We start from the raw sequence: 26,010 nt of genomic DNA, 5'->3' as shown, positions 1-26,010 counted from the left end.
TTAAATATAGTAAATATCAGTTACTTACCATACACTCTGTAATTTTCTACCAAAATTCACTTACTTTTTTTCCATCGTCCACTTTTCGAAGTGCGGGAAGTACTTGGCTCCCCAGAAGGTATAGCGCGGTATTATGGCGGTATTGACTCTTCGCTTGAAATCCGTAAAGTCTTTTTTCTCCTGCGGCGACCAGAGCACCTCGCTCAGGGCCGTCATGCGCGGGAAGACCATGTACTCCACCTTGGCCGTGCTGCCGATATACTCTGCCCATAAGTTGGCCTGCGCTCCAATGATGTAGTGCCCCAGGTTTTGCTCACGCAGCGCAGCAGGCACGGGTTCAAAGTTATACACGGCATCCAACGGGTTGTAACCGTGTATGGCCAAGCTGTCATTCGGGTCTTTGGACTGGTAGTGGTCGAAATACAACGGGTGGCCCGGTGCCATGATTACCTGATGGCCACGTTTGGCGGCCGCTATACCTTCCTTCTCCCCGCCCCAGTTCATGATCAGGGTGGAGGTGCTTAAATCGCCTTCCAGAATCTCGTGCCAGCCAATCACTTTCTTGCCTTTGGCTGCCAGGTAGCCCGCCACCTGCTCCACAAAATAAGTCTGCAGGCCTTTCTCGTCTTTCAGGTTATGGTCTTTGATGAAAGCTTGCGAAACCGAGTCTTCTTTCCACCACTTCTTGCTGGTCTCGTCACCACCCAGGTGGAAATATTCATACGGGAACAGGTCTGCCACTTCCTGAAACACGGTCTCCAGGAACTGGAACGTGGCCGGGTTGGGCTGCAGTACGTTGTTCTGGCGGTTGTACATGCCCCAGGTAGTCGCTACGTTCCAGGTGGTATCAGGGCGCGTACTTAGTTCCGGGTAAGCGGCAATGGTGGCGCGGCTGTGGCCAGGTATGTCGATCTCCGGAATAATGTTGATACCCCGCACGGAGGCGTAATTAATCACCTCCAAAATTTCGTCTTTGGTATAGTAACCCCCGTAGCGGGTGCCGTCGTACCGGGCCGGCTGGTCTTTGAAGTGTCCGATCAGGGTTTCTTTACGCCATGAGCCGACAGTGTTCAGCTTCGGGTAAGACTCGATTTCGATGCGCCATCCCTGGTCGTCGGTGAGGTGCCAGTGGAAAGTGTTGAACTTGTGAAAGGCCAGGTAGTCGATGTACTTTTTGATGAACTCGACAGGGAACATGTGGCGCACTACATCCAGGTGCATACCGCGGTAGGCGAAACGCGGATAATCCTTGATCCGCACATCCGGGATCTTCACTTCACGCACCTGCTTGATTGGAAAGAGCTGTAGCAAAGTCTGGATGCCGTACACCATCCCGCCCGTGTCTTTGGCACGTATGGTCACATCTTTACCGGAAACGGTCAGGGTATACATCTCGGCTTTGTCGATGGACTTGCTATCGTACACCAACCGGATGTGGTGACTGGCTTTGGGCTTGGCTGCCGTGTTTGGGTATACCTTCAAATTTAAGCCGGTTTGCGCTGACAGCATTTCGTGCAAAAATTCGGCTTGCGCCCCGAACTGCTTGTCAAATACAATTTGCGTTTTCCCGTCTATGGTCACATGTCCTCTCGCCTCTTTTATTACCTCAACAGGTCGTGGGGTGATGTCATCGACGGATTGAGCAGCGCCAAGAAAAGGTATGGCCAGGGAAAGTAGTGTTGCTGTGAGTATTCGGAAAAGGGTAGGTCGCATGTGGGTTTTTGAAACGGTGTTGCCTATGGACTAGTGTCGAAACGCTTGGTTTAATGAGTTTGTAATGGATTAGTCGCCTCGAGGGGACGAATTGAAGCTAGTTTGAATTAAGTTGGAAGCCCGCAGGTATAGCGCGAGCGTCCTCGATCAGGCTGATTATAGTGGGGTCTCTGGCCCATTAAGTGCAGCCATAGTTTAAGTTTAAATTGGGCAAGAAGCCCCACAATTAGTAAATCACGAGCGTCCTCGCTCGTGCTATACCTGTATTTCCCTTCACGATGGCCGATGCACGATTTGGGCAGGTCGCGACCTGCCCCTACTAGGTATATCCACTGAACTCCTGTTTAACTTTCTACCTTCCTGACACTATACCTTTCTAACTCAGACTAGCTTCTCGGATGGTAATCCTTGATCACCTGCTTCAGGTAATCGCGGTCGAGGTGGGTATAGATTTCGGTGGTGGTGATGGACTCGTGGCCCAGCATTTCCTGCACGGCACGGAGGTCGGCGCCGCCCTCGATCAGGTGCGTGGCGAAAGAATGGCGGAAGGTATGGGGGCTCACGGTTTTCTGTATACCTGCTTTGGCGGCCAGGTCTTTGATGATTGTGAAAACCATTACCCGCGTCAACTTGGCGCCTCGGCGGTTCAGAAACACATAGTCTTCATGGCCTTTCTTGATGGTGAGGTGACAGCGTACGCCCTCGCGGTAGAGTTGGATGTGCTTGAGTGCATCGCGCCCAATCGGAACGAGGCGCTCTTTGTCACCTTTACCCGCCACTTTCAGGAAGCCCATGTCTTCGTAGAGGTTGCTCAGCTTCAGGTCCAGTAACTCCGATACACGCAGACCGGAACTGTAGAGCGTTTCGAGCATGGCCCGGTTGCGGGTGCCTTCTGGCGTGGAGAGGTCGATGGCAGCTAACAGTTGCTCTATCTCGTGAAAGTGAAGTGTGTCGGGCAGTTTGCGGCTCAGCTTGGGGGCTTCAATCGTTTCGGTGGGATCAGCGGTGAGCATGTCTTCCATGATCAGGAACTTGTAAAAAGCCCGTATACCTGACAGCGTGCGTGCCTGCGAATGCGGCGTCATACCCAGTTCAGCAACCCATTCCAGAAACTCCCGAAGTATCGCCGGAGTCATTTGCTCGGGTTGTACCGTTATACCTTTTATAGCCATAAAGTCCGTCAGCTTTCGGACGTCGCGCAGATAAGCCTCTACCGAGTTACCGGAAAGCGACTTTTCGAGACGCAGGTACTGCTCGAACTGGGTAATGCAAATGGACCACTTCATAGGTATAACAGGTATAGATTTGGATAAAATATTTTTTGACAAAGGACAAAAAACGGTTGAGTAAAAGTACTGCCCTCGCTCGCCTCTGGCGTGTGTGGGGTATTTGGTGGCCCCCGCTACCTGTGCCGACAGGTATAAAAATACAAGGCAATTTGTAGTCAGCTACTAGCGGTACTGTTTACCAGCGGCCAGAGTCCGCCTGATAGCACACACTCGTGGGAGGCGAGCGAGGGCAAGGCAGAAAGTCCCCCTTTGAAGGGGGCAGGGGGATGACAATCGTGCCTCCTCAAAACTTTCTTTTGTCAAAAAAATAAAGCAAAGATAGTTAATCCTTAAATTGCAAACGCTTAATTAAGCTGAAATCACCACTACACCCTAATACTATGAAAATCCTGATCCTGAACGGCCCCAACCTGAATCTTTTAGGCGTCCGTGAGAAATCTGTTTATGGCTCCGAGTCTTTTGAATCTTACTTTGAAGAGCTTAAAGAGGCCTTTCCAGCCATGGAGTTATCCTATTTCCAATCCAACACAGAGGGCGTGCTCATCGACAAGCTACACGAAGTGGGTTTCAGCTACAAGGGCATCGTGTTCAACGGTGGCGCCTACACCCATACCTCGGTAGCGCTCTCAGACGCCATCAAAGCGATCGAAGCGCCGGTGATCGAGGTGCACATCTCCAACGTATACGCCCGCGACGCCTTCCGCCACAAAAGCATGCTGGCACCTTTCTGCAAAGGGGTGATCACGGGGTTCGGGTTGGAGAGCTACCGCCTGGCCTTGCAGTATTTCGAGCGCATGAAACCGAAGCAGATCGGTTTCGGCTCTAAAAAATAGCGTCGCAACACAGGAATTCCGTTCACTAAATATTTAGCTTTTACTATAGTAGCGATACTATAATTCTTTATATTACCCTCCATGTTGAATTTCTTTCCAGGACCGTCGAAGATATACCCGGAAGTACGCAGCTACCTGACAGATGCGTACGACGAGGGGATTATGGATGCCCCGCACCGCGGAGAACAGTTTGTGCAGCTCTCCCGCGCCGTGGTGGGCTCGCTCAAGCGCCGCCTCAACATACCCCAGGACTACTCCATTTTCTTTACCTCTTCGGCCACCGAGTGCTGGGAGATCCTGATCCAGAGCCTTACCAAAAAGAAGAGCTTCCATATTTACAATGGCTCATTTGGAGAGAAATGGTACGAGTATGCCAAAAAAATGCGCCCGGAGGCATCAGGGGTGCGTTTCGACATAAACGAAGCCATCCAGGTAGAAGACCTTACCATTAGTTCCGACACCGAACTGATCTGCCTTACCCAGAACGAAACCTCCAACGGCACGCAGGTAACGGCTACAACCATCCTCAACCTGCACAACCGCTTCCGCGACACGCTCACGGCCGTGGATGCCACCTCTTCCATGGCTGGCCTGAATCTGAAGTACATCAAAGCCGACATCTGGTTTGCCTCTGTGCAGAAGTGCTTTGGCCTGCCGCCGGGACTGGGTTTACTCATCTGCTCGCCGCGCGCCATCTTCCGGGCCAAACAAATGAACGAGCGCAACCACTACAACAGCCTGGTGTCGCTTTACGAAAAGATGCTGAACTACCAGACCGTGCACACGCCGAACACGCTCAACATCTACCTGCTCAAGCGCATGCTCGAAGACAGGCCGTTTATCAAGCAACTCGATATTGACCTGGTCGACCGTGCCAACGAGCTCTATGAGTTCTTCGGGCAGTTCACGGAGTTTAAACTGCTGATAGAGAACGAAGAGGTGCGCTCTAAAACGGTGGTGGTGCTGGAGGCGAACGAACGTGTGGTGGAGGACATCAAGAAACGGGCTTTACACCACAATATCAGGCTGGGCAACGGCTACGGACCATGGCAGCGCAACACTTTCCGGATAGCCAACTTCCCGGCCATCGGCAACGAAGAGTACGAAGAGCTAAAGCGCTTTTTCCTCCATTATTACGCCTAAGAATCCTACCTTTGCGGCTTGTTAGCTGAATTGCTGTTGGCATTTCAGTGCAAACCTATACCTAATTGTTTGACAATCAGACAGTTTAACAACCAACAAAGCAATGATTCAGGACCTGTTCAGTTTCAAGGAAATCGCGTCTGTTACGCTCATCCTGTTTGCCGTAATCGACATCCTCGGCTCTATCCCCATCATCATCGACCTCCGCAAACGCGAAGGCAGGATCGAGTCCGAGAAAGCCACCATCATTTCAGGCGTCCTGATGATTGCCTTTCTTTTTGTGGGCGATGGCATCCTGAAGCTGTTCGGCATTGATTTCGAGTCTTTCGCAATGGCTGGTGCGATTATCATCTTCCTAATCGGCTTGGAAATGATTCTGGGGAAAGACCTCTTTCACTCCGACCCGGAAGTGAAGAGCGGCTCGATCGTGCCGCTGGCTTTCCCGCTTATTGTAGGAGCCGGCACCATGACCACCCTGCTCTCCTTGCGCGCCGCCTACTCACTTCCCAATGTGCTGGTAGGCATTATCCTGAACCTCATGTTCGTCTACATCGTTCTAAAGGCTTCGCCCTGGCTGGAGCGTAAACTCGGCAAGGCAGGTGCAAACGTGCTCCGCAAGGTGTTTGGCGTTATCCTGCTGGCCATCGCCATCAAGCTGTTCAAAACGAACCTACCGATTTAATTGAGTGAGTTAGTGAATGAGTGATTGGGTGATTTATAATTTTTTTCACAATCACTAACTCACTCATTCACTCCTTCGCTAAATCAAAAATCTCACTCATCCACTACATCACTCATTCACTCAATTAAAACATGATCGAGCTTTTCACAGACGGTGCTTCACGAGGGAATCCGGGTCCGGGCGGCTATGGGACGATACTGCGCTGGAAAAACCACGAGAAAGAGTTGACTGCCGGCTTCCGCAAAACCACGAACAACCGCATGGAACTGCTCGCCGTGATTGTGGGGCTCGAGGCGATTACCAAGCCCGGCATACCTGTCACAGTCTACTCTGACTCCAAATATGTGGTGGATGCCGTGGAAAAGCGCTGGGTGTTTGGCTGGCAGAAGAAGGGCTTCTCCGGCAAAGCCAACGGCGACCTCTGGGCCCGTTTCCTGCGGGTATACGCCAAGCATAATGTGCGTTTCGTTTGGATCAGAGGGCATGCCGGCCACCCGGAGAACGAGCGCTGCGACGAACTGGCGGTTGCCAGTGCACTGTCACCGAATTTGTTGATTGATGAGGGATTTGAGTCGGGGCAGTTTAACTCGAAGTAGTTGTTTGCTTTCGGTGGTTTTGTAACTTACGTGGCAGAGGCTGCAAGTATAGCAATCAGAATTGCTTTGTAGCTTGCCCTGGCCGGGCGGGCCTCACTTTTTTCCTTGATGAAAAAAGTAAGCAAAAAAATCAAGACGATTTTAAACTCGCTGACCGCTCAAACACAAAATCGTCGCTAGTGCACCGGGCTCAGACTATTTGCTTTGTAGCTGGCGTGCAAGTTAGTCTTGCTGTACCTGCCAGTGGTGTGTGCTAAAACGCTTATATCGGTTGTATGGCAGTTACAGATTCCCCGCCTTAGATAAGGAGGGGGAAGGAGTGGTTGGATTCGGTATAGCAAATGAACTGCTGAAGCTATTATATCTATACTTAACAATTAAGCAGCAGCTGTAAATCCCCTCTCGGGAGGGGCAGGGGTGGGTTAATCGTGCACTAAAATCCTGTCAATCCTGTTTCTGACAAAAAAGCAAAAACTCCATACCTTTGCCATCACAATTAATCATTACCCATTATTCATTTATTACCCCCGTGCCTAACAACTACTTCCAGTTCAAGCAATTTCGCATCAACCAGGACCTATGCGCGATGAAGGTCTGCACGGATTCTTGTGTGTTTGGGGCTTATGTGGAGGTGCGTCAGGCGAAGCGGATACTGGATATTGGGACGGGGACGGGTTTGTTGGCGCTCATGGTGGCGCAGCGGTCGGAGGCGGTGGTGGAAGCGGTGGAGATAAATCCGGAGGCGCAAGTGCAGGCAGCACAGAACTTTACCGAAAGCCCCCGGGCAGAACGTCTGCAACTGCATCCCATGCCCTTGCAGGAGTTTGCTAAAGCCTGCACGCAGCAATACGACGTCATTCTATCAAACCCGCCTTTTTTTCTGGCTTCGCTCAGGTCTGATAATGCCGCCAAGAACACGGCCAAACATACGGGCGACCTACTCTTCGAAGACATCCTGACCTTTGCGCAGAAACACCTGACACCGGAAGGCAAGCTATACCTGCTTTTGCCGCCAGCTGAGGGGAATCACTTTGCTGAGCTTGCCAAAGCGCACGCGCTATACCTGGCCGAAACGCTGGAGGTATACACCCGCACTGCAGGCAAGTGCATCCGCCACATCCAGACCTATACCTTCTCGCCGACAAAAGAGGTTAATTCTAAAAAGCTCAATATCCGCGAAGAAGATGGCACAACTTATACCGCTGACTTTACAGCACTGCTGCGGGACTACTACCTGAACTTCTGAAAACTGCCAAAGGCTATCCCTGCTAATGGGTTGCCTTTACCTTTTCTTCCTCCACAAAGTCAACGCCATACCTTTTGAGCTCTTCCAGCACAGGTTCGTACAGATCCGGGTAGATGGGGATAACTACCCCGCGGCGGTCGATTTTGCCCTGTAGCAGGAGCTTTGCCAGTATACCTACCGGCAGACCCACGGTTTTGGCCATGGCTGTTTGCACCTCATCGTCGCCCAACACGACCAGCGAAGAAGTAAGTTCGTGCTGCTCCCCATCCAGTTCGTATTCAAACAGGTGCTGCATCACGATCATGTCTTTGTCACCGGGCTCCAGTTTCCATTTGGCAACCAGTATTTTCTCGAGTACCTGCGCGGGGGTGGCGGCTTGCAGCTCCAATGGTGTTCCTTCAAACAAACCGAGCCACTCCAATTTCTCCATGATCTCGCCTTCGGGGGCTATACCCAGGTAGCGGCACAGGCGCTGCTGCGGTGTTTCTTCGGCAAAGGCAGCCGGCGGAAGAAAGGCTTCCAGATAGCTGCGGTGCGTCATGCTGTCCACTCCTTCCAGGTCGTAGCTGTCGTCGGTGAGGCCCAGTTGCACGAACACGTCCCAAGCGGCGCAGTAACCAATGCGGCGCAGCGTGCCCCGCAGCATCGTCGGGATATCCTTCAGACCGTAATGCTCCCGGTAGCTGAGCGAGTCGCGGTTGGCGTAGCCATCGAAGTGGCCGTAGCCCTCCACGTACAGTTCATCGGTTCGTTTGAAAAGCTGGTGATATGGGATGTACTTGTATTCGCCGTTCTTGATATACTTGGCCGTCCCCTGCCCTGCCAGCACTACGTTGCGCGGATTCCAGCTAAACTTGTAGTTCCAGGGGTTGTTGTCCGACTCCGGTGCCACCAGTCCGCCCGTATACGATTTGAAGGAAGTTATCTTACCGCCCATACCCTGCACCCGCTGAATCACCGCCATGGCCGACATGTGGTCTATACCTGGATCGAGGCCGGATTCCATCAAGATGGTGAGGTTCTTACTATCCGCCTCTTCGTGCAGCTCCCTAAACTCGGGCGAAACGTAGGATGCAGTGATCAGATGCTTTTCCTGCTTCATGCACTCTCGGGCTACTTCAATGTGGAAAATGGCCGGCAAAAGGGAGATCACAAGATCGGCTTTGCTCACCTCAGCAGCCCGTTGCGCCTCGTCGTGCACGTTAAAAACAATAGCTTCGGCAAAGTCCAGCTGCGCGATTTTGTCGCGAAGATGGTCCACGTTGATATCGCCGATGGTGAGGTGCCAGTTTTCGGATGGCGCATTTTGTAAAAGGTACTGGATAAGCGAAGAAGCGGAGCGGCCGGCCCCGAGCAGGAGTATTTTTTTCATAGCGTTCTAATCATTGCGTTTGAATTTAGCAATTACCCCCTGCAAGGCCAACCTTTTGCATTGTTTTATCAGAATAATGGGTTAAATTTATAGCCCTTTTCTAATTTTTATACCTACAAGGTCTTAAATGGCAAGTGAGCTGAATATACAAATCTGCATCGACGTACTGGACTCGGCAGAAGAATTGAACCAACAGGAGCGCGACGCGATGTTGCTTGCTCAGGAAACGGCAAACGATGCCTACGCCCCTTATTCCAACTTTTTGGTGGGCGCCGCCCTGGTGCTGGAAGACGACACCATGTTTAAAGGCAGCAATCAGGAAAACGCGGCCTACCCTTCCGGCCTTTGCGCCGAACGTACTGCCCTGTTTGCCATGAGCGCCTATTACCCAAATAAAAAGATAAAGCTGATCGCCGTGACAGCCCGCCGCAGAAGCGAGCAGCATTTCCTGCCAGCCATGCCATGCGGCGCCTGCCGGCAGGTGATGGCCGAGTACGAGCACAAACAGGAAGAGCCTATACCTGTGCTGCTGCAGGGCCCGGAAGGTAAATTCTACCGTCTCCGCAGCGTAAGCGACCTGCTACCTTTTCAGTTCAACAGAGAACATCTTTAATAAGTGAGTGAGTTTGTGGATGAGTGAATGAGTGATTTGTTAATTTGGGTTGTATAATTTGATGGCTAACAAGCGTAGTTAACTAAAAGCTTTCGGAGCGTACAAAATCGACTCAATTAATAGAATAACAATTTAACCAATCTACAATTTAACAATCACTCATTCACTCAATAGAAAATGCACGAGCATAAGCTGACAGTGCCGCGTACGGCCCGCTACTATACCTTAGGAACGCCCTCAGAGCAGACGCGTGACCTGTGGGTGGTATGCCATGGCTATGGGCAGCTGGCTCGCTATTTTTTGAGGCACTTCGCAGTGCTGGATGATGGCGCCACCGTGGTCGTGGCACCGGAGGGACTGTCCCGCTTTTACCTGGATGGTTTCTCGGGACGGGTAGGCGCTACCTGGATGACGAAAGAAGATCGGCTCTCTGAAATAGAGGACCAGTCGGTATACCTGAACCTGTTGCTGCAGGAATTCTTGCTGCGAGTACCCGTTAACGTGCGGGTGCATGTGCTTGGCTTTTCGCAAGGGGGTGCTACGGTTTGCCGCTGGCTTGCAACCAATAAAGTACCTTGCCAGCACCTGGTGCTCTGGGCGGCTTCTTTCCCCGAGGACATTAGTTTTGAATCAGGCAAAACGGCGTTCGAAGGTATAGCGGTGGATGTGGTGTACGGCACGCAGGACGAGTTTATCACACCCGAAAAGCTGCAGCACCAACAGAACCTCATGCAAAGCCTCGGTATTTCGCCCCGGGTCCATACCTACGAGGGCGGCCATACCATTGCCCCTGAGCTGCTGCCCAGGCTGAAATCATAAGCCAAAAATTCAAAACGCCCACACGTCCGTACAGCGGATCCTACCCGCACTTCTCCTTCACTTCCTAACACCGGCTATTCAGCCCTCCACAGTACCTGTCGAGTACCTACTTCTGGGTATTTTTAATATTGTACAAATCAATATATATAAATTTAAATAATAAGTAATTAAATTTGAGTAGGTAAAATTACAACCAACCCTCTTTGTATTTCCACTACTTCATTTGATCCTTATGAGGAGAATTCTCTACTTATCCTTTATTTCTTGTTTCCTGGCATTTTCTGCTTTCGCTCAGAGCAAAATTAACGTCGCTTCTAACTTTCCCGATGCCAAATTCTTTTTGCTGAACGATGCTGACAATACCACTGTAACTGAGCTCGGCGTCGGAAGTATTGAGCTGAAGCTGAACAAAGACTCCCGTAATCGCATTGCCATTGTAAAAGAAGGCTATGAGCCTGTGATTCGTGAGTTTCCCCGCACCATGAAGTGGGACAAAGAGCAAAAGGTGGAGTTGGCTAACCGCCTGATCGACATCAGTGTGGAGCCTTACGACGCAGAGATTTACATAGACGGTCGTCTGGCTGGCTCGAAGCGCATCAACCTGATCGTAGAGAAAGACAAATTCCTGAACGTGGAGGTGAAGAAGCCGGGCTTTGCACCGCAAACCAAGGTATACTACAACCAGAAGGACCGGGAAGCGCCTCCAGTTAAAGACTTTTTTGAGCTGAAAGACCGCCAGGTGCGTCTGGAAGTGATTCCGGCTGACGCCTCTGTGGCGCTGAACGGGGTGGTAAGCGGCCGCGGCAACACAGACGTGAGCGTACCGTTCGGCACGTGTGTAACGGTGACTGTCACAAAAGAAGGATTTGCCGAAGTGGTGCAGGTATACTGCAACAAACCCGCCACAGACCCGCTTCCCCCGATTCGCAGCCGTGCGTTGCTGGAAGACCGACTGGTGAAGATCACCTCCTCCCCTGCTGATGCCAACCTCGAAGTAGCCGGTAAAGTGGTAGGTGTGGGCAAATACGATTTGAAAGTACCTAAGAACGGCTGCGTGGAGGTGCGTGTGACGAAAGACGGTTTCCTGCGCTACACCAAAAACTACTGCAACCAGGAGAATATGCAGGCTCCCGAGCCTACTGAGTTTGTAGAGCTGGCCGTGGATGAGGCCTATACCTCTTCTATATCGTCGGATATGGCCAATGTGCGCATCACCATTCCTATAAACAAAACCGTTGACCCGGCTGATGCCTGGAGAATTTTGAGCTCGATCATCACCAAGCGCTTTGATGTGCTGGAGACCGTTGACTACAACACGGGCTACCTGACCAGCGCCTGGCAGGTGCAGAACTTCAACGGTGCCAACATGATCCGCACCCGTGTGATCGTGAGCAGCGGCGGTAACTCCAACGACCTCACGTATGTAGTGAAGATCGTAAGCCAGCGTCACGAGCGCGAGAACAACACGGCACGCAACATCAGTGTAAAAGACGACGAAGACTTCAAAGACTGGGGCCGCCTGCTCAAGCGCTACGACGGTCTTATCGAGGAGATCCAGGCGCGCCTGCAGTAAGTTTTATACCTGAGACATAACGAAGCCCTGGCCAACCCGCCGGGGCTTCGTTTATTTACGGGCTATACCTACGCGTCACAAGTCAGTCTTTCTCCCACATACCTTCCATCACCACTTCCAGCAAGTGCTGGTCAGGGTCGCGGAAGTAGAGCGACAGGAAGCCGCGTCCCCAATCGTACTCCTGCTCCACAGGTATACCTGCCTTTTCTATTTTGCTTTTCCAGCTGCTATACTCTTCCCGGCTTACCTCGAAAGCGAGGTGCAGTTGGCCGGTGCCAAAGTGGGGTGGCAGCGTGCCCCCTTTTCTGGAGGCCTCCGGCAGAAAGCAGAGCAACACCGACTCCCCGGCCCTGAAAAAAATGTGCCGGTCCTTCACCTCCCCGATCACAAGCAGTCCCAGCTTTCCATTGTAAAACTGGCGGCTGCGCTCCAGATCGGTTATATACAGGCAGGTTTCCTTTATCTTCTTTATCTCCATCGCTTCGTTTTAAAAACGTTAATCCGGTAAAAAAACGGGTATTTCCAGTTTGTACGCAACCACAGGGCTTTTGCTTTCCGTTATACCATAACGCGCCCACTGTTTTAAATAACGCTATGAAGCTCATGCTGAAAATCCTTGCCTTTTTTATACCTGTGTTGGTGGTCCTCTTTTACTTTCTGGGGCGGCCTGCCGACACCGTGACTAATTCCGAAGCCACCACCGGCAAACTGGTCAAATTAGCTAAACTGCCTTCCCCGATCAACGAAAGCTCCGGCGTAGAGTTTATACCTGAGCGGGATGCCTATGTCACGCACAACGATGCGGGCAACAAACCGCACCTCTACCTCATCGATCAAAAAGGGAAACTGATCGAAACCATTGAATTACAGCTGCCCAACGTGGACTGGGAAGACCTGGCCCGCGACAGCGAGGGCAACATCTACATCGCTGACACGGGCAACAATAACAACAAGCGCAAGGAACTGGCCATCTACAAACTCCAGCTCGACAAACCTGACAAAATCGAGGCCATCCGGTTCACCTACGAAGACCAGAAAGCTTTTCCGCCTTCCAAAAAGGACATGAACTACGATGTGGAAGCCATTTTCTGGCAGGGCGGCAAGCTATACCTGGTGTCGAAGGATAGAGGCCAAAAAGAGACGGCCAAGGTATACGAACTTCCTGACCGTGGCGGCCAGTACAAAGCCAAGCTGCTGGGTAGTTACAAACTGGGTGTGCCGGTGACTGGCGCGGGCAGCAGCGCTGATGGCCGTACGGTGGCGCTCGTAAGTGAGGGCGGCCTGCACATTTTCCGCAACGTAAGCGATCCGGCAGCTTTTTACAAAGGCGACTACCAGAAGGTAAATATCAAAGAGGCCGGGCAAACCGAGGCGGTGGCGTTTGAAAACGAAAACACCCTGGTGATCACCAGCGAAGACGGTGGCTTGTTCAGGTATAGCCTCAACTAATCGCTTGAACCTTTTAAAAGCAAAACGGCCAGCAATGATTGCTGGCCGTTTTATTTCTTGACTGATGTTTACTTTCGGGCTGCTTCCCGGGCCGGTTTCCCGCCGGGGAGGGCCGGCTTAGGATTGCGCCATACCCGGAAGAGTATGATCAAGCCGATGATGATTAGGGGGATACTTAACTGCTGACCGATGTTCAGCGCCATTGTTTCCTCTTTCTCTACCTGTACTTCTTTCAGGAACTCAACCAGGAAACGGAACGTGAAAAGGGCCGTTACGAAAATGCCGAACAGCAAACCCTTTGGCAGCGCCTCTTTGTATTTCTTCCAGAGCCAGTAAAGCAGTACAAACAGCAGGAACACACTAAACGATTCGTAGAGCTGCGTCGGGTGGCGCGGCACGTGGGAGTATTCGCTCTGCCGTACGAAAATGAAGCCCCACGGCAGATCAGTAGGCCTGCCGAAAATCTCAGAATTCATCAGGTTACCCAGTCGGATGAGGGCACCACCCAGCGCCACCACGATCACGATCCGGTCCAGCACCCACATGTAGTCAAAATGATGCTTACGGCTGAACAGCCACAGAGCCAGCAGGATACCAATGGTAGCGCCATGACTGGCCAATCCGCCTTCCCAGATCTTAAGGATCTCGATCGGGTTGCTCAGGTAATACTCGGGCTGGTAAAACAAGGTATGGCCCAGACGTGCACCTACCACCGTACCCACGATCATGTACAGGGTGATGATGTCCACATCGCCTTCTGTGCGGCCCTCTGCCACGTAGATCTTGGTCAGGATGCGTTGCCCGAACACAAAAGCCAGCGCAAACAGCAGCCCGTACCAGCGCACTTCGAAAGAGCCAATAGAAAAGATGGAGGGACTTACATCCCAGGTTATATAGTTCAGAATGCTCATATACAGCGGTATGGTTCTGCCAAAGTTACAATATTTAGCAAAGCGAAAAAACCAGCGCCGGACAGGTATAGGTATATTTATCCACAGGTATAGCCACAAAGGCAAAAGGCACCACCCCGACCTGCTCTGACAGGTATAGGATGATGCCTTTTGTAGCTAGAATTTCTTACTCTATTTCAACTTGCTCAGCTCCTCCCGGAATCCACCGCTCAGGATCGGATAGCGCAACCAGCTGCGCGGGTCCAGGTTGTAGTCGTCGAGGTGGAAGCCCGGGGCATAACGCTCGCGTTTCCACTGGTTGCGCGACCACAAGGTATAGAACTTGTGCACATACTCCTTCAGCGATTCTACAGGCGCTACGTTCTCCTTTTCCAGTTGGTCTATTACCTGCTGCGGCGATAGGCGGTCGTACCAGGCCAGTCGCTCGATCATGTTCAGGATCTCGTACGGCATCAGGTCTTTTTCGTCCGTCTGGTTTTCAGAGGAAGGGCGCAGCTCGGCCGTTGGCTGCAGGTTGTTCACATAGTCCAGTCCCAGGTAGCCTAGTTCCTCCTGCATCCAGATCAGGAACTGGCGGACAAAGGCTTTGTCTATCCCTGAGATGGGCGAAATACTGCCAGCCGTGTCACCATCCATGGTGGCATAGCCAACCGCGGCCTCGCTTCGGTTAGAAGTCGCCAGCAATAAGGCGTTTTTGATGTTAGCCAGCATCCAGATGGCGGGGGCGCGCACACGAGCCTGTATGTTCTGCAAGGCCAGGTCGTCGTGCTCCCATGTCAGCTCCCGCTCCAGTGCGCCTTCTATTTTTGAGGTATAGCCGTTCACTTCCTCGTCGATGGTCCAGTCATGGAACACGGCCCCGATAGACTCCGCCAGTTCTTTGGCAGAGGTATAGGTGGCGTCGGAGGAATTGACGGTCCCCTGATAAGCACAGGTTAATATGCGCCCTACCAGTTGCCTGACCACCTGATCCTGCGGGAGAGCCTCGAAATACTCGGCATCTTTAAGCGAGAACATGCGGGCCTTGGTCACAAAACCGGTCACGCCCAGGCTGTCGACGCCACGGCGCACCATTTCGGCCACGGCCACGGCACAGCACGACGAGTCGGCGCCACCGCTCAGCGACAGCACAAAACCACGGCTGCGGCTCTTGCGCATGTAGTCAAACAGTGCCAGGCATAGCGCGGCAATCAGTTCGGCATTCTCGTCGATGGGCGGCAGGTACTCGATTGTTTCGGCTATCTCCGGGTTAGGTCCGAAAAAGACTTCTGCGCACTCCAGGTCCACATCCTTAAAACTTAGCAGCTCATTACGGCGAATCAGCTTCCCGTTCTGGGCAATCAGCACCTCCCCGTCGAAGATCACGCGGCCTGACTCATTGCCGAGCAGGTTCGCGTACAGGTAGGCGCATTGATATTTTTTGGAGGCCTCTACTACGAGGCGGTGGCGCAGGTCCGTCTTGCTCAGGGCAAAGTGGCTGGCACTTGGGTTCAGGATCAGCTGCACGCCCTTCTGCATGTGGCGTTCAGCCGGACGATTGGTTCGCCAGGCATCCTCGCATATTTCAAAAGCGAATTTCACGGCTTTCTCTTCGTACACAATATCGCCGATCGGGTAGCGCTTCCCCTTCATTTCAAACTCCTCCACCACATTGGCGGGCCATGGCGTGAACCAGCGCGGTTCGTAGTGGATGCCGTCGCGGGCCAGGAATTGCTTGGCGGTAAAGCCGACGATCTCTTTGTTTTTGATCACGCAGGCCGTATTGAAAACCTCTTTCCCGATGATCACATGCACACCCAGGCACACGGTCATGTTATCGCACCACTCTTTTACCTGGAGTAGCTTTTCGAATGCCTCTTCGGCAAACCAGGGGTGTAGGAACATGTCCTCGCAGCCGTATCCTGTAATACAAAGCTCGGGCAGCAACAGGATGTCCACATTGCGGGTACTTGCCTCGATGATAGCAGATCGGATATTGAGCAGGTTGGCTTCCCAGTCGAGCGGGGTCTGATTAAGGGCGGCCCCGGCCAGTATCAGTCTAGTTTCTTCCATAGTGTGTTCTCTAACGCAACAATACGGAAGCAAGTTAAGCTTTGGCAGCCAAATAAAGAACCGTTATACCCTGAACAGTTATAGTCTGAGGACTGTAAAGCCAGTCCAGGTATAGACCGTGCACAGTGCCGAGCCAGCAATCAGAAGTTAAGAATTGAAAATGGGGTGAAGGTAAGCAGTTGCCGTTTGAGCAACAGAATTGATATCAAAGCCAAGTTAGGGAAGGAATAGCTGAAAGGGTCGCATTAGTTGGATGCGCCGATCTGCTTCATTAATAGCAAAGAGCCCTAGCTGATGTTGAGCACGTCCAATGCCTTTTCGGCGGCAGCCTGGTCGGCTTTCTTCTTAGAGAGGCCCACGCCAACGGCTACAGGCTTGTCATTCAGGTAAATCTCGCAGGTAAACTCTGTTGTGTTGCCTTGGTTCTTGCGGTTTACGATCTCGAAGCGGATGTCGGCATTCTGGCTTTGCGCCCACTCAATGAGCTTGCTTTTGAAGTTCGAGGTGGTGTTAACCAGTTTGTGCAGGTCTACGTGCGGTTTGATCAGCTTGCCCAGTATGAACTGGCGTGTTGTGGTATACCCTTTGTCCAGGTATATGGCACCCACCAGCGCCTCCAGGGCATTCCCATGCACTGATTTATGCCGGGCGCTTTGTCCGCCTGAGGTATCGACCTTGACCAGCAGGTTCAGGCCGATCTTAATGGCAATATGGTTGAGTGACTCACGGTTTACGATCCGTGAGCGCATCTCTGTCATAAAGCCCTCGTCCTCGTAGGGAAATTTCTTGAAAAGCAATTCAGCCACCACCGTTCCCAGTACCGCATCGCCCAGAAACTCCAGACGCTCATTGGTGTCGTGCTTGCTGGCCAGGTTCTGCCGCGCAAAGGACGTGTGGGTGAGCGCCAGTTTGTACAGGCGTATGTTATCAGGAGTGCTGCCAATAATTCCGGCAATGGCGCGCACTATCTCTCTATCCTTGGTAAATAGGCTGTGATAGAAGCGCCGTACTGGTTTTATTGGACCAAACACCTAGTCGATAAATTGACGGAATAAAACGGAAGTATTGTGTCCACCGAAGCCAAACGTGTTGCTCAACGCTACTTTCACTTCGCGCTCCTGCGCTTTGTTGAAAGTAAAGTTAAGACCAGCGTCAAAGCTTTCATCATCTGTGAAGTGATTGATGGTTGGCGGCACCAGACTGTTCTTGATCGCCATGATAGCAGCAATGGCCTCTATCGCACCGGCTGCACCCAACAGGTGACCCGTCATGGACTTGGTAGAGCTGATGTTGAGCTTGTAGGCGTGGTCACCAAACACGGTTTGGATGGCTTTCACCTCGCTGATGTCTCCGAGTGGCGTGGAAGTACCGTGCACGTTGATGTAATCAACCTCCTCGGGCTTGATGTTGGCGTCACGCAGTACGTTCTTCATCACATTGAGTGCGCCCAACCCTTCCGGGTGCGGAGCTGTGATGTGATACGCGTCTGCCGACATACCGCCACCGATCACCTCGGCGTAGATCTTGGCACCACGGGCTTTGGCATGCTCGTACTCCTCCAGAATCAGGGCACCTGCACCTTCACCCAACACAAAACCATCGCGGTCTTTGTCGAATGGACGGGAGGCAGATTCCGGAGAGTCATTGCGCTCTGAAAGGGCTTTCAGGGCGTTAAAGCCTCCTATGCCTGCCTCGGTCACAGCCGCCTCTGAACCGCCGGTCACCACCACATCGGCCATACCCAGACGGATATAGTTGAATGAGTCGATGATGGCGTTGGTAGCAGATGCACAGGCAGAAACCGTTACGAAGTTAGGTCCACGGAAGCCGTACTTAATAGAAATGTGGCCGGCACTGATGTCCGCGATCATCTTCGGGATGAAGAACGGGTTGAATCGCGGGGTACCGTCACCATTGGCAAAGTTTACGCACTCCTCCTGGAACGTGCGCAGACCGCCAATACCTGATCCCCAGATCACGCCTACCCGGTCCGGGTCAACATTACTGTCAATCAGTTTCGCGTCCTGAACCGCCTCTTCAGCCACCACCATGGCGAACTGAGAGAACAGGTCCATCTTACGCGCTTCCTTACGGTCGAAGTATTTTTCAGGATCGTATCCCTTTACTTCACAGGCAAACTGGGTCTTAAACTTACTCGCATCAAAGCGTGTAATAGGCGCAGCTCCACTCACACCATTGGCCAGCCCGTTCCAGTATTCTGCAACGTTGTTTCCAAGTGGGGTGAGTGCGCCAAGCCCTGTAACTACAACTCTCTTAAGCTCCATAAGCTGCTAGTAGAGGATAGATAGGTAAAAATTACTTAATACAATAAGGTAATGGGGTTATATTACTTTGCGTGCTCTTCCAGGTAGCTGATCGCCTGACCTACAGTGGCAATGTTTTCAGCCTGGTCATCTGGAATAGATACGTTGAATTCTTTTTCGAATTCCATGATAAGCTCTACTGTATCCAGTGAATCAGCGCCAAGGTCATTTGTGAAGCTAGCCTCTGGAGTAACTTCTGACTCTTCAACACCAAGCTTATCGATGATGATAGCCTTTACTTTTTCTGCGATTTCTGACATTTTTTCTTATAGTTTATTAAAACACTGTGCAAAGAAATGTAATTAGGCAGACAATGTCAAAAAAAATTGCTGTATTCGGTAAGTGATAAAAGTTTTTGCCTTAAAGGTCGTTTTCCGATGCCATGTTTATAAATTTGCAATTACGCCATTTGGTAGCCCATGAAAACACTGCACCTGGACATTGAGTATGATTTCAACTTCGCCCTTTTCGGCGTGGTTGCTTCATGCCGTGACTACAAAATGGCCTGGTCGCTTAACCGTCTTCTGGGTCTTAACCTTACCCGGCAGCGGGACCTGTGCTACGAAATGACAGACCGGCAGAAGATGTACATCTCCCATTTTGAGCACAACGATATTCACAGTACGGTGCGCCTGTTCCGAAACAAAGCATTGGGAACCTTTACCGTCAGAATGCCTTTCATGCTGCCCGATGTGAAGGAGTATGATTACATATTGCAAGTAACGGGGGCGCTGCAGCAGTACCTCCATCCGCAGGAACTGCTGAGCAGACTCCAAAGCCTGCCCCTGATCCAATACACGAAACAATTTGATCCACTTACCCTTAAGTACAAGGAACACTTACTATTCTGAATTATGAAGATAATCTTCAACAAGACTAAAGTATTGGCCACTGTTGGCCCTGCCAGCAATACCTTTGACCGTCTGCTAGCATTGACGCAGGAAGGCGTAGACGCTTTCCGCCTGAACTTTTCGCACGGTGAGCATGAAGAACATTTGCAGGTGATAGAGCATATCCGCGAATTGAACCGCCGCTTCAACACCAACATCTGCATCGTGCAGGACTTGCAGGGTCCTAAGATCCGCATCGGCGAGGTTGAAAACGGTGGCGTAGAAATAAAAGAGGGCCAGCGCGTGATTATGCGCTGCGACGGCTCCGTGAGCAACCACGAGCACCTGGCCACCAACTATACCGAGCTTGCCCGCGACGTAAATCCAGGCGACACCATTCTGCTGGACGACGGTAAACTGGAGCTGAAGGTAATTTCTACCGATAAAGACAAAGTAGTAGAAGCCGAAGTAAAATACGGCGGTGTGGTGAAACCCCGCAAGGGCATCAACCTGCCGGACTCTATTGTCTCGGCTCCGTCCCTTACCGAAAAAGACCTGCGTGACCTGCATTTCGGTCTGGACCACGACGTGGAGTGGGTAGCCCTCTCGTTTGTGCGCCGCGTAGAGGACATTCGTGAGATCAAGCGCATCATAAAAGAGCGCGGCAAAGACACCCGCGTGATCGCCAAGATCGAGAAGCCGGAGGCTATCCGCAACATCGATGCTATCATTGCAGAGTCTGACGCCCTAATGGTGGCGCGCGGTGACCTGGGTGTTGAAACAGGTATGGAACGGGTGCCGATGCTGCAGAAAATGATTGTGGAGAAGTGTAACAAGTCCGCCAAACCGGTGATCATCGCTACCCAGATGATGGAGAGCATGATCGTGAACCCGAAGCCGACGCGTGCCGAAACCAATGATGTAGCCAACGCTGTGATTGACGGTGCCGACACCCTGATGCTGAGTGCTGAGACAGCGGTTGGTGCTTATCCGGTTGAGACGATCCGCTCGATGAACTTAACCATCAGCGAGGTGGAGCGCCAGGCCGATATCTTTAACAAGACCTACATCCTGAACCCACACTCTGACACTTTCTACAACGACAGCCTGGTAGCCAACGCCTGTAACCTTGCCCGCGACACCAACGCCCGTGCCGTGATCGGTATGACCAAGTCAGGGTATACGGCCTTCCAACTGGCGAAGTACCGTACCAGAGCCGACATATTCGTCTTTACAGAAAACGAGCGCCTGCTCACTACCCTTAACCTGGTATGGGGCATCCGCGGCTTCTACTACGACAAGTTCGAGTCGACCGATGCTACGATTGAAGACATCAAGCAGATGCTCCTCAAATCCGGTTACCTGAACAAAGGCGATGTGTTCATCAACACGGCGAGTATGCCGATATACGAGCAGAAGCGCACAAATATGATCAAGCTGAGTATTGCTTAAAGTAAGGAATGTCTGATTTATAAGAATCCTGGGGTTGTGTAACAGCCTCAGGATTCTTTGTTTTTATACGGGGCTATACCTGAGGTTACTCGTGTGATTGTAGGTAAAGGGTTCTTTGCCAAGCCGGCGGGTGTATGCATCATGGTGCAGGTGTCCTTGCTCTTGACAGCTGTGGTAGGGCGTCTAACCCAGGTATAGGTATAGCATTCTAGCATACCGTAAGTTTAGCGTCAGCGCAAATGTGGTGACACATAGGGCCAGTTTGCAACTGGCGTAGCTACTGTCTTCCTATACCTAACTGATTTGTTTTATAGCATCGCCTGTGCGGCGGGCACTTACTTTTTGTCTTGACACAAAAAGTAAGCAAAAAAGTCAAGACCCTCCAAACTCGCTGACCGCTCGAACAGTGGAGTGTCGTAAAGTGCACCTTGCTAAGGCTATTTGCTTTGTAGCCATTGTGCAAGTTAGTCTTGCTATACTTGTCAGTGGTTATTGCTACAAGGCCTATACCTGTGAATTGGCAGTTCTAGGTTCCCCGCCTTGGATAAGGAGGGGTTAGGGGTGGTTGGACCCGGTACTGCACAAAACTGCTGAAGCTATTACAGCTATACTTAACAATTAAGCAGTAGCAGAAAATCCCCTCTTGGGAGGGGAAGGGGTGGGTTAAATAAGTTATCATATTTATCTGCAGAAGCCACAAAGCTTATACCTAAAAACAGGCAGTAAAGTCCCCCTTCGACGGGGGCAGGGGGATGACAATCGTGCACGAACATCCTGTTTTAGAGGTAGGGGCACTTTTTTAAGGAGGGGCTGGGAAGGTAAACGTGCACCAAAGTGCATCGACTATAAAGCTATACCTGTGAACTGACCGTGGCAGAAAAGCTCCTTTGAGGGAAGGCCTCCTAGACAAAGAAAGTGCAAGTAATGTTAAGCATGCACAGACCTTCTCTTCCAGCAAAGGCCTAATCATCCCTATAGATACAGTCTGCTGTCTTCAACAAAAACCCTTTCAGGATGACAAATGCAAAGCCTAGAATACTCTCGCCTCCCAGCGCATATTCCATTAATCACGGAAGAAGCTGACCAGATGCTCCTCTCCCAGCCTTTCAGCGACATACCAGGAGGAGCATCGGAAAAAGAAAAAAGCTGTTGAAAGGCAAACAAGGCGCCTTCAAACAGCTCTAACAGAAAACACAAAAAGCCTTACACAACTGTGTAAGGCTTCGGAATGGTATTCCAGCAAAAAACTAGGCTGCAGCTAGGCCGTTAACGAACTTAGCCAGTTTAGACTTGTTGTTAGCAGCTTTGTTTTTGTGGATGATGTTTTTCTTTGCCAAACGGTCAAGCATAGAAGAAACTGTCTTGTACAGTTCTTGCGCCTCGGTTTGGTCAGTAGTGCCTTTCAGCTTTTTGATGAAAGTACGAGTAGTTTTCGCCTGATATCTGTTACGAAGACGTTTCGCGTCGTTAGATCTGATTCTCTTTAATGCCGACTTGTGATTAGCCATGTTATTTTATACTAATTAAAATTTCGTTGCGTATCCTAAATGAGTTTGCAAAGATATATTCTTTGAAATTAAATTCCAAAACCTCCCTGCTATAAAAAAGCTTGATCAGGTATTTATTGCTGTCCCGGGATTGATCCCGCTCCAATACCTGACTTACACTGGCCCAAAATTACACTTAATTAGCCTGAAAACCATGGCATCCCTGCGTTTCTTTCTGCAGACTGCCTTTATACCACTCTTTTTCGCCTACTACAGCGATAAAGAAGCGCCTAGGCCATGGCTGCGCCTTTAAAATCAAAGTCCTACGAACTGGCTATACCTGCCACCCTGCCCCGGAATTTCACTATGTCACTAAATGAGAAAAGCCTGAGTCCACAGCGTTCGCCGCAGCCCCAGGCTTGATCTTCAACTAAAAATTAGCTTAGTTGTCTTTTCGGTCTACATCCACATCAACGTCTACATCACCGATACGCTTCTGTACCTTGTCTTCTGTACGTTTCCAGCTGTCTTTCACTTCCTGCCACTCACGCTTGGCTTCATCGTCCCAGGTGTCGCTTTTGGCGTCAAGTTCAGCTTCGCGCTTGTTGTATTCTGCTTTCATCTCGCGCCACTCTTCTTCACTAGCAGTTTCAGCGCGGGAAGACTGATCATTCACCCATACCGAGAATTCATCATACTCACGCTCGGTTTCTACGCTCGTTTCGGTCGCTTCTACTTGTGCTTCATCAATCTCACTGTTTGTTTCAGTGCGGGTTTCAGAGTTACAGGCAAAGGTAAAGGCACTCACTGTGAGGGCCATACCTAGCATTTTGATATTTGATTTTATATTCATCTTATAATTATCGTTGGTTATACTGCCTTATACGCATTCTATTAGCACTAAGAATAGCAATATTCAAAGTAAAGCATATAAATGTATAGCGTTTTTCTATATAGGGTTGTCCTAAGGCTTATTGCTCGCTGTTTTCCTGTCCTGTATCGAACTCCGGTTCTCCTTCAGCGGCCCTGAACCGGGCTCCGGTCCGGCCAACTGTTTCCTGCCACTGGGCCTGCACTTTTTCCCACTCCGCTTTGGTCTGTTCGTCCCAGTCGGCGCTGCGCTTCTCTACTTCGGTGGCTTTCCGGTTGTATTCTGCCTCCATCTCATTCCATTCTTCCTCAGTGGCTGTTTCGGCGCGCATGCTGTTCTCTTCTACCCAGGTCGAAAATTCGGCTACCTCGTTATTGGCACTATGCCGTGTTTCGGAGCTACAGGCCGTTATAGAAACTGCTAGCAGGCAGACCAGAATACATGTTTTGATATGTTCAATAAACTTCATTGTCTTCTATTTTGTTGGTTATATATAAGAGCGTACGTCAAAAGCGGGCCACTGATGTAGCACCAAATATAGAAAGGCTGTAATTTTGACTTTTTCGTATTAATTACAAAATACCCCTATACCTGATGCCGATCTTAACGTCTCAGCACAAGCCACCTTTTTACCTCTTCAACGGGCATATCCAAACGATTGTACCTAGTTTATTCAGGCAGGTAGAGGGCGTGAGCTACCACCGCGAACGGCTGACCACCCCCGACGATGATTTTATAGATGCCGACTGGTCGCGTGTTAAATCCCGATCGCTGGCTGTACTTTCGCACGGTCTGGAGGGCGACTCGCACCGGCCCTATATCATGGGGATGGTGAAGGCATTGAACGAAAATGGCACAGACGCGCTGGCCTGGAACTACCGCAGCTGCAGCGGCGAGCCAAACAAACTCCTCCGCTCCTACCACCTGGGCGCTTCCGACGACCTCGACTTTGTGGTGCGTCATGCCCTGGACAGCGGGAACTATGAAACCGTATACCTGATCGGGTTTAGTGCCGGCGGTAACATCAGTTTGAAATACTTGGGGGAGAATCCGGAACAGGTACCAGCTGAAGTGAAACGTGCCTCCGTTTTTTCAGTGCCCATCGATTTGAAGAGTTCGGCGAAGCGCATCTCCAGGGTTTACACCCAGCGTTTCTTAAGAACGCTCGGTCAGAAACTGGAGCAGAAAAAAGAGATGTACCCGGATGCCCTGGACCTGAGCAACTACAGTCTGTTCTGGTCCTTCCCGGAGTTTGACGACAAGTATACAGCCCCTTTGCACGGCTTCGAAAATGCGGAAGATTACTACAAACGCTCCAGCAGCAAGCAATTTCTGAAGCGCATACAGGTGCCAACGCTATTAGTCAACGCCCAAAACGATCCGTTCTTAACCGCATCCTGCTTCCCATTTGAGGAGGCGGACGAGAACCCATACCTATACCTGGAGACACCCGAAGGAGGCGGCCACGTTGGCTTTGCTGAAGACTTCCGAAACAACGTGTACTACTCAGAGGCGAGGGCCGTGCAGTTCTTGTTGGAGGGAGAGTAGTTGATTCAGCTTTTAAGAACCAAACAGATCTTGTTCCAGGAGCAGCAGCGCCTCGTATGGGTCTCCTTTCAGTCCGAGCAATTGGGCAAAGGCAGGTTCGGTTTTATACCCTTGTAGCTTAAGCTGCACCACCTGTTCTTTAAATATCTCCCCATGCTTCAACAAGAGCTTGTGCTCTATAAGCATGTGCCTGTAAGCCGCCTGCCTGTGGGAAGGAACTGCCTGCCCGAAGAGTTCTACAGCAAAGCCCTCTACAGTAAATCCAGCGATCACAGTAGTATGATTACCTACAATTTTCTCTTTAAGGGTAAAGAAGGGATAGGTGGAAAAGTGCTGCGAGACAGACTCTATGAAGGAGTCTTTAACTGTCCAGCAGCAAACAATATCGAGATCGCTCTGTGCTATGTCTATTTCAAGCGGGATGGTGCCAGCGAGTAGCGGGTGATACAGCACCAGTTTTTCCAATATCTTATGCCCGGTTAGCACACGGTATGCCTCCTGCTGGCGCTCATTGCCGTTTTGCAGGTAATCCAGTCTGCTAAAGTCCTTTACCTCTCTCAATTTTTTAGTTACGGCATCGGCACGACCACCACCTTCTTCGTCTCAAAAAACTCCTCTGTGAAGTAGTCCTTCAGGTCGTATACCTTTGTGATCAGGCCTGATTCGGCTATTTCTTCTTCGAGGTCGCCGCCTTTGAGGTAGTAGATGCCTTTGTCAGGTATAGCTTCTCTCTTAAAACTATTCATCACCCAAGGGTAGAAATTAGCCAGACGGGTTACGGCGCGGCTCACCACAAAGTCAAACTTTTCGCGTACCTGCTCAGCGCGGGCATGAGTGGCGGTTACGTTCTGTAAGTGCAGTTCGCGGGCAATTTCCTGCACTACGTGTATCTTCTTCCCGATCGAGTCCACCAGGTGGAACTTCACCTCCGGAAACATAACAGCCAGCGGCAGGCCAGGCAATCCGCCACCCGTACCTACGTCCAGCACATGGGCCTGCGCCGGGAACCGGATCACTTTGGCTATACCTAGCGAGTGCAGGATGTGGTGCTCCCCAATATGCTCCATGTCCTTGCGCGAGATCACATTGATCTTCTCATTCCACTCCCGGTACAGCTCGGCCATGCGCTCATATTTATCGAGCTGGTCCTCGGTGAGCTCCGGAAAATAACCTGACAAAAGTATGCGGATAGAGATGGACATGGTCT

The 26,010-nt window shown here is 51.1% G+C and carries 27 protein-coding genes; 13 read left to right on the top strand and 14 right to left on the bottom strand.

Annotation, left to right across the window (positions count from 1 at the left end; all coding sequences use genetic code 11):
- Positions 1 to 60 precede the first annotated feature (60 nt).
- Entirely contained in the window at positions 61 to 1,713 is a 1,653-nt protein-coding gene (locus tag Q4E40_RS06755) for a beta-N-acetylhexosaminidase (RefSeq protein WP_303410918.1), read from the bottom strand.
- Positions 1,714 to 2,099: 386 nt separating this feature from the next.
- Positions 2,100 to 2,999, bottom strand: coding sequence for a site-specific tyrosine recombinase XerD (gene xerD / locus Q4E40_RS06750; protein WP_303410917.1), 900 nt, complete (start codon positions 2,997 to 2,999; stop codon positions 2,100 to 2,102).
- Between the two features lie 383 nt (positions 3,000 to 3,382).
- On the opposite strand from xerD, the gene aroQ reads away from it, so the two are divergent.
- The 5 genes from aroQ (at position 3,383) to Q4E40_RS06725 (ending at position 7,502) form a co-directional block, all read left to right on the top strand.
- Complete coding sequence (gene aroQ / locus Q4E40_RS06745) at positions 3,383 to 3,835, top strand: type II 3-dehydroquinate dehydratase (protein ID WP_303410915.1); 453 nt, start codon at positions 3,383 to 3,385, stop codon at positions 3,833 to 3,835.
- A gap of 81 nt (positions 3,836 to 3,916) precedes the next feature.
- The gene (locus Q4E40_RS06740; RefSeq protein ID WP_303410913.1) at positions 3,917 to 4,978 is read left to right on the top strand and encodes an aminotransferase class V-fold PLP-dependent enzyme; all 1,062 of its coding nucleotides are present in this window, start codon (positions 3,917 to 3,919) and stop codon (positions 4,976 to 4,978) included.
- Between the two features lie 115 nt (positions 4,979 to 5,093).
- Positions 5,094 to 5,660 carry a MarC family protein gene (locus tag Q4E40_RS06735; RefSeq protein WP_303411073.1) on the top strand — a complete coding sequence of 189 codons (567 nt, stop codon included), beginning with the start codon at positions 5,094 to 5,096 and terminating at the stop codon, positions 5,658 to 5,660.
- A gap of 131 nt (positions 5,661 to 5,791) precedes the next feature.
- On the top strand, positions 5,792 to 6,256 hold the full coding sequence (gene rnhA / locus Q4E40_RS06730; protein ID WP_116542802.1) for a ribonuclease HI: 465 nt from the start codon (positions 5,792 to 5,794) through the stop codon (positions 6,254 to 6,256).
- A gap of 484 nt (positions 6,257 to 6,740) precedes the next feature.
- Entirely contained in the window at positions 6,741 to 7,502 is a 762-nt protein-coding gene (locus Q4E40_RS06725) for a tRNA1(Val) (adenine(37)-N6)-methyltransferase (RefSeq protein ID WP_303410910.1), read from the top strand.
- A 22-nt stretch (positions 7,503 to 7,524) separates the two neighbouring features.
- Here Q4E40_RS06725 and Q4E40_RS06720 read toward each other — a convergent pair whose 3' ends face one another.
- Positions 7,525 to 8,874 carry a saccharopine dehydrogenase family protein gene (locus Q4E40_RS06720; RefSeq protein ID WP_303410908.1) on the bottom strand — a complete coding sequence of 450 codons (1,350 nt, stop codon included), beginning with the start codon at positions 8,872 to 8,874 and terminating at the stop codon, positions 7,525 to 7,527.
- Positions 8,875 to 9,001: 127 nt separating this feature from the next.
- Between Q4E40_RS06720 and cdd the strand changes: the two genes are divergently transcribed.
- The 3 genes from cdd (at position 9,002) to Q4E40_RS06705 (ending at position 11,879) form a co-directional block, all read left to right on the top strand.
- Positions 9,002 to 9,487 carry a cytidine deaminase gene (gene cdd / locus Q4E40_RS06715; protein WP_303410906.1) on the top strand — a complete coding sequence of 162 codons (486 nt, stop codon included), beginning with the start codon at positions 9,002 to 9,004 and terminating at the stop codon, positions 9,485 to 9,487.
- A 177-nt stretch (positions 9,488 to 9,664) separates the two neighbouring features.
- Positions 9,665 to 10,306: an alpha/beta hydrolase gene (locus tag Q4E40_RS06710; RefSeq protein ID WP_303410904.1), complete on the top strand. Its 642-nt coding sequence runs from the start codon at positions 9,665 to 9,667 to the stop codon at positions 10,304 to 10,306.
- A gap of 232 nt (positions 10,307 to 10,538) precedes the next feature.
- Positions 10,539 to 11,879, top strand: a complete 1,341-nt coding sequence (locus Q4E40_RS06705; RefSeq protein WP_303410902.1) for a hypothetical protein — start codon at positions 10,539 to 10,541, stop codon at positions 11,877 to 11,879.
- 82 nt (positions 11,880 to 11,961) lie between these two features.
- On the opposite strand, the gene Q4E40_RS06700 is transcribed toward Q4E40_RS06705, so the two are convergent.
- The gene (locus Q4E40_RS06700; RefSeq protein ID WP_303410900.1) at positions 11,962 to 12,357 is read right to left on the bottom strand and encodes a VOC family protein; all 396 of its coding nucleotides are present in this window, start codon (positions 12,355 to 12,357) and stop codon (positions 11,962 to 11,964) included.
- Between the two features lie 116 nt (positions 12,358 to 12,473).
- Here Q4E40_RS06700 and Q4E40_RS06695 point away from each other — a divergent pair, with 116 nt between their 5' ends.
- Positions 12,474 to 13,328 carry an NHL repeat-containing protein gene (locus Q4E40_RS06695; RefSeq protein ID WP_303410898.1) on the top strand — a complete coding sequence of 285 codons (855 nt, stop codon included), beginning with the start codon at positions 12,474 to 12,476 and terminating at the stop codon, positions 13,326 to 13,328.
- A 68-nt stretch (positions 13,329 to 13,396) separates the two neighbouring features.
- On the opposite strand, the gene lgt is transcribed toward Q4E40_RS06695, so the two are convergent.
- From lgt to Q4E40_RS06670, 5 genes are all read right to left on the bottom strand, one after another.
- The gene (gene lgt, locus Q4E40_RS06690; RefSeq protein WP_303410896.1) at positions 13,397 to 14,239 is read right to left on the bottom strand and encodes a prolipoprotein diacylglyceryl transferase; all 843 of its coding nucleotides are present in this window, start codon (positions 14,237 to 14,239) and stop codon (positions 13,397 to 13,399) included.
- A gap of 171 nt (positions 14,240 to 14,410) precedes the next feature.
- The gene (nadE, locus tag Q4E40_RS06685) at positions 14,411 to 16,291 is read right to left on the bottom strand and encodes an NAD(+) synthase (protein WP_303410894.1); all 1,881 of its coding nucleotides are present in this window, start codon (positions 16,289 to 16,291) and stop codon (positions 14,411 to 14,413) included.
- Positions 16,292 to 16,578: 287 nt separating this feature from the next.
- On the bottom strand, positions 16,579 to 17,256 hold the full coding sequence (gene rnc / locus Q4E40_RS06680; protein WP_303410892.1) for a ribonuclease III: 678 nt from the start codon (positions 17,254 to 17,256) through the stop codon (positions 16,579 to 16,581).
- Positions 17,257 to 17,322: 66 nt separating this feature from the next.
- On the bottom strand, positions 17,323 to 18,576 hold the full coding sequence (fabF, locus tag Q4E40_RS06675) for a beta-ketoacyl-ACP synthase II (RefSeq protein ID WP_303410890.1): 1,254 nt from the start codon (positions 18,574 to 18,576) through the stop codon (positions 17,323 to 17,325).
- 62 nt (positions 18,577 to 18,638) lie between these two features.
- A complete protein-coding gene (locus Q4E40_RS06670) occupies positions 18,639 to 18,875 on the bottom strand; it encodes an acyl carrier protein (protein ID WP_007659745.1) in 237 nt (78 codons plus the stop codon).
- A gap of 159 nt (positions 18,876 to 19,034) precedes the next feature.
- Here Q4E40_RS06670 and Q4E40_RS06665 point away from each other — a divergent pair, with 159 nt between their 5' ends.
- Together Q4E40_RS06665 and pyk are read left to right on the top strand one after the other, a co-directional pair.
- On the top strand, positions 19,035 to 19,466 hold the full coding sequence (locus Q4E40_RS06665; RefSeq protein ID WP_303410887.1) for an IPExxxVDY family protein: 432 nt from the start codon (positions 19,035 to 19,037) through the stop codon (positions 19,464 to 19,466).
- 3 nt (positions 19,467 to 19,469) lie between these two features.
- Positions 19,470 to 20,897, top strand: coding sequence for a pyruvate kinase (pyk, locus tag Q4E40_RS06660; protein WP_303410886.1), 1,428 nt, complete (start codon positions 19,470 to 19,472; stop codon positions 20,895 to 20,897).
- Between the two features lie 1,247 nt (positions 20,898 to 22,144).
- Here pyk and rpsT read toward each other — a convergent pair.
- The gene (gene rpsT / locus Q4E40_RS06655) at positions 22,145 to 22,405 is read right to left on the bottom strand and encodes a 30S ribosomal protein S20 (protein WP_116542815.1); all 261 of its coding nucleotides are present in this window, start codon (positions 22,403 to 22,405) and stop codon (positions 22,145 to 22,147) included.
- A 276-nt stretch (positions 22,406 to 22,681) separates the two neighbouring features.
- Here rpsT and Q4E40_RS06650 point away from each other — a divergent pair, with 276 nt between their 5' ends.
- Positions 22,682 to 22,807, top strand: a complete 126-nt coding sequence (locus Q4E40_RS06650; protein ID WP_303410885.1) for a hypothetical protein — start codon at positions 22,682 to 22,684, stop codon at positions 22,805 to 22,807.
- Positions 22,808 to 22,826: 19 nt separating this feature from the next.
- On the opposite strand, the gene Q4E40_RS06645 is transcribed toward Q4E40_RS06650, so the two are convergent.
- Both Q4E40_RS06645 and Q4E40_RS06640 read right to left on the bottom strand, forming a co-directional pair.
- Positions 22,827 to 23,237, bottom strand: coding sequence for a hypothetical protein (locus Q4E40_RS06645; protein WP_303410883.1), 411 nt, complete (start codon positions 23,235 to 23,237; stop codon positions 22,827 to 22,829).
- Between the two features lie 118 nt (positions 23,238 to 23,355).
- Positions 23,356 to 23,724, bottom strand: a complete 369-nt coding sequence (locus Q4E40_RS06640; protein ID WP_303410881.1) for a hypothetical protein — start codon at positions 23,722 to 23,724, stop codon at positions 23,356 to 23,358.
- A 125-nt stretch (positions 23,725 to 23,849) separates the two neighbouring features.
- On the opposite strand from Q4E40_RS06640, the gene Q4E40_RS06635 reads away from it, so the two are divergent.
- Positions 23,850 to 24,803: a YheT family hydrolase gene (locus Q4E40_RS06635; protein ID WP_303410879.1), complete on the top strand. Its 954-nt coding sequence runs from the start codon at positions 23,850 to 23,852 to the stop codon at positions 24,801 to 24,803.
- A gap of 12 nt (positions 24,804 to 24,815) precedes the next feature.
- On the opposite strand, the gene Q4E40_RS06630 is transcribed toward Q4E40_RS06635, so the two are convergent.
- Both Q4E40_RS06630 and rsmG read right to left on the bottom strand, forming a co-directional pair.
- The gene (locus tag Q4E40_RS06630; RefSeq protein WP_303410878.1) at positions 24,816 to 25,364 is read right to left on the bottom strand and encodes a DUF4269 domain-containing protein; all 549 of its coding nucleotides are present in this window, start codon (positions 25,362 to 25,364) and stop codon (positions 24,816 to 24,818) included.
- An 8-nt stretch (positions 25,365 to 25,372) separates the two neighbouring features.
- On the bottom strand, positions 25,373 to 26,005 hold the full coding sequence (gene rsmG / locus Q4E40_RS06625) for a 16S rRNA (guanine(527)-N(7))-methyltransferase RsmG (protein WP_303410877.1): 633 nt from the start codon (positions 26,003 to 26,005) through the stop codon (positions 25,373 to 25,375).
- Positions 26,006 to 26,010 lie beyond the last annotated feature (5 nt).

The organism is Pontibacter coccineus (assembly GCF_030546575.1).
Classification (GTDB): domain Bacteria; phylum Bacteroidota; class Bacteroidia; order Cytophagales; family Hymenobacteraceae; genus Pontibacter; species Pontibacter coccineus.
This window is presented reverse-complemented; position numbering and strand designations above follow the sequence as displayed.

What these genes read in the sequence shown, in the direction of transcription:
- Q4E40_RS06755 (WP_303410918.1), bottom strand. Translation starts at nt 1,713, where the DNA reads ATGCGACCTACCCTTTTCCGAATACTCACAGCAACACTACTTTCCCTG.
- xerD (WP_303410917.1), bottom strand. Translation starts at nt 2,999, where the DNA reads ATGAAGTGGTCCATTTGCATTACCCAGTTCGAGCAGTACCTGCGTCTC.
- aroQ (WP_303410915.1), top strand. Translation starts at nt 3,383, where the DNA reads ATGAAAATCCTGATCCTGAACGGCCCCAACCTGAATCTTTTAGGCGTC.
- Q4E40_RS06740 (WP_303410913.1), top strand. Translation starts at nt 3,917, where the DNA reads ATGTTGAATTTCTTTCCAGGACCGTCGAAGATATACCCGGAAGTACGC.
- rnhA (WP_116542802.1), top strand. Translation starts at nt 5,792, where the DNA reads ATGATCGAGCTTTTCACAGACGGTGCTTCACGAGGGAATCCGGGTCCG.
- Q4E40_RS06720 (WP_303410908.1), bottom strand. Translation starts at nt 8,874, where the DNA reads ATGAAAAAAATACTCCTGCTCGGGGCCGGCCGCTCCGCTTCTTCGCTT.
- cdd (WP_303410906.1), top strand. Translation starts at nt 9,002, where the DNA reads ATGGCAAGTGAGCTGAATATACAAATCTGCATCGACGTACTGGACTCG.
- Q4E40_RS06710 (WP_303410904.1), top strand. Translation starts at nt 9,665, where the DNA reads ATGCACGAGCATAAGCTGACAGTGCCGCGTACGGCCCGCTACTATACC.
- Q4E40_RS06705 (WP_303410902.1), top strand. Translation starts at nt 10,539, where the DNA reads ATGAGGAGAATTCTCTACTTATCCTTTATTTCTTGTTTCCTGGCATTT.
- Q4E40_RS06700 (WP_303410900.1), bottom strand. Translation starts at nt 12,357, where the DNA reads ATGGAGATAAAGAAGATAAAGGAAACCTGCCTGTATATAACCGATCTG.
- Q4E40_RS06695 (WP_303410898.1), top strand. Translation starts at nt 12,474, where the DNA reads ATGAAGCTCATGCTGAAAATCCTTGCCTTTTTTATACCTGTGTTGGTG.
- lgt (WP_303410896.1), bottom strand. Translation starts at nt 14,239, where the DNA reads ATGAGCATTCTGAACTATATAACCTGGGATGTAAGTCCCTCCATCTTT.
- nadE (WP_303410894.1), bottom strand. Translation starts at nt 16,291, where the DNA reads ATGGAAGAAACTAGACTGATACTGGCCGGGGCCGCCCTTAATCAGACC.
- fabF (WP_303410890.1), bottom strand. Translation starts at nt 18,576, where the DNA reads ATGGAGCTTAAGAGAGTTGTAGTTACAGGGCTTGGCGCACTCACCCCA.
- Q4E40_RS06670 (WP_007659745.1), bottom strand. Translation starts at nt 18,875, where the DNA reads ATGTCAGAAATCGCAGAAAAAGTAAAGGCTATCATCATCGATAAGCTT.
- Q4E40_RS06665 (WP_303410887.1), top strand. Translation starts at nt 19,035, where the DNA reads ATGAAAACACTGCACCTGGACATTGAGTATGATTTCAACTTCGCCCTT.
- pyk (WP_303410886.1), top strand. Translation starts at nt 19,470, where the DNA reads ATGAAGATAATCTTCAACAAGACTAAAGTATTGGCCACTGTTGGCCCT.
- rpsT (WP_116542815.1), bottom strand. Translation starts at nt 22,405, where the DNA reads ATGGCTAATCACAAGTCGGCATTAAAGAGAATCAGATCTAACGACGCG.
- Q4E40_RS06650 (WP_303410885.1), top strand. Translation starts at nt 22,682, where the DNA reads ATGGCTGCGCCTTTAAAATCAAAGTCCTACGAACTGGCTATACCTGCC.
- Q4E40_RS06645 (WP_303410883.1), bottom strand. Translation starts at nt 23,237, where the DNA reads ATGAATATAAAATCAAATATCAAAATGCTAGGTATGGCCCTCACAGTG.
- Q4E40_RS06640 (WP_303410881.1), bottom strand. Translation starts at nt 23,724, where the DNA reads ATGAAGTTTATTGAACATATCAAAACATGTATTCTGGTCTGCCTGCTA.
- Q4E40_RS06635 (WP_303410879.1), top strand. Translation starts at nt 23,850, where the DNA reads ATGCCGATCTTAACGTCTCAGCACAAGCCACCTTTTTACCTCTTCAAC.
- rsmG (WP_303410877.1), bottom strand. Translation starts at nt 26,005, where the DNA reads ATGTCCATCTCTATCCGCATACTTTTGTCAGGTTATTTTCCGGAGCTC.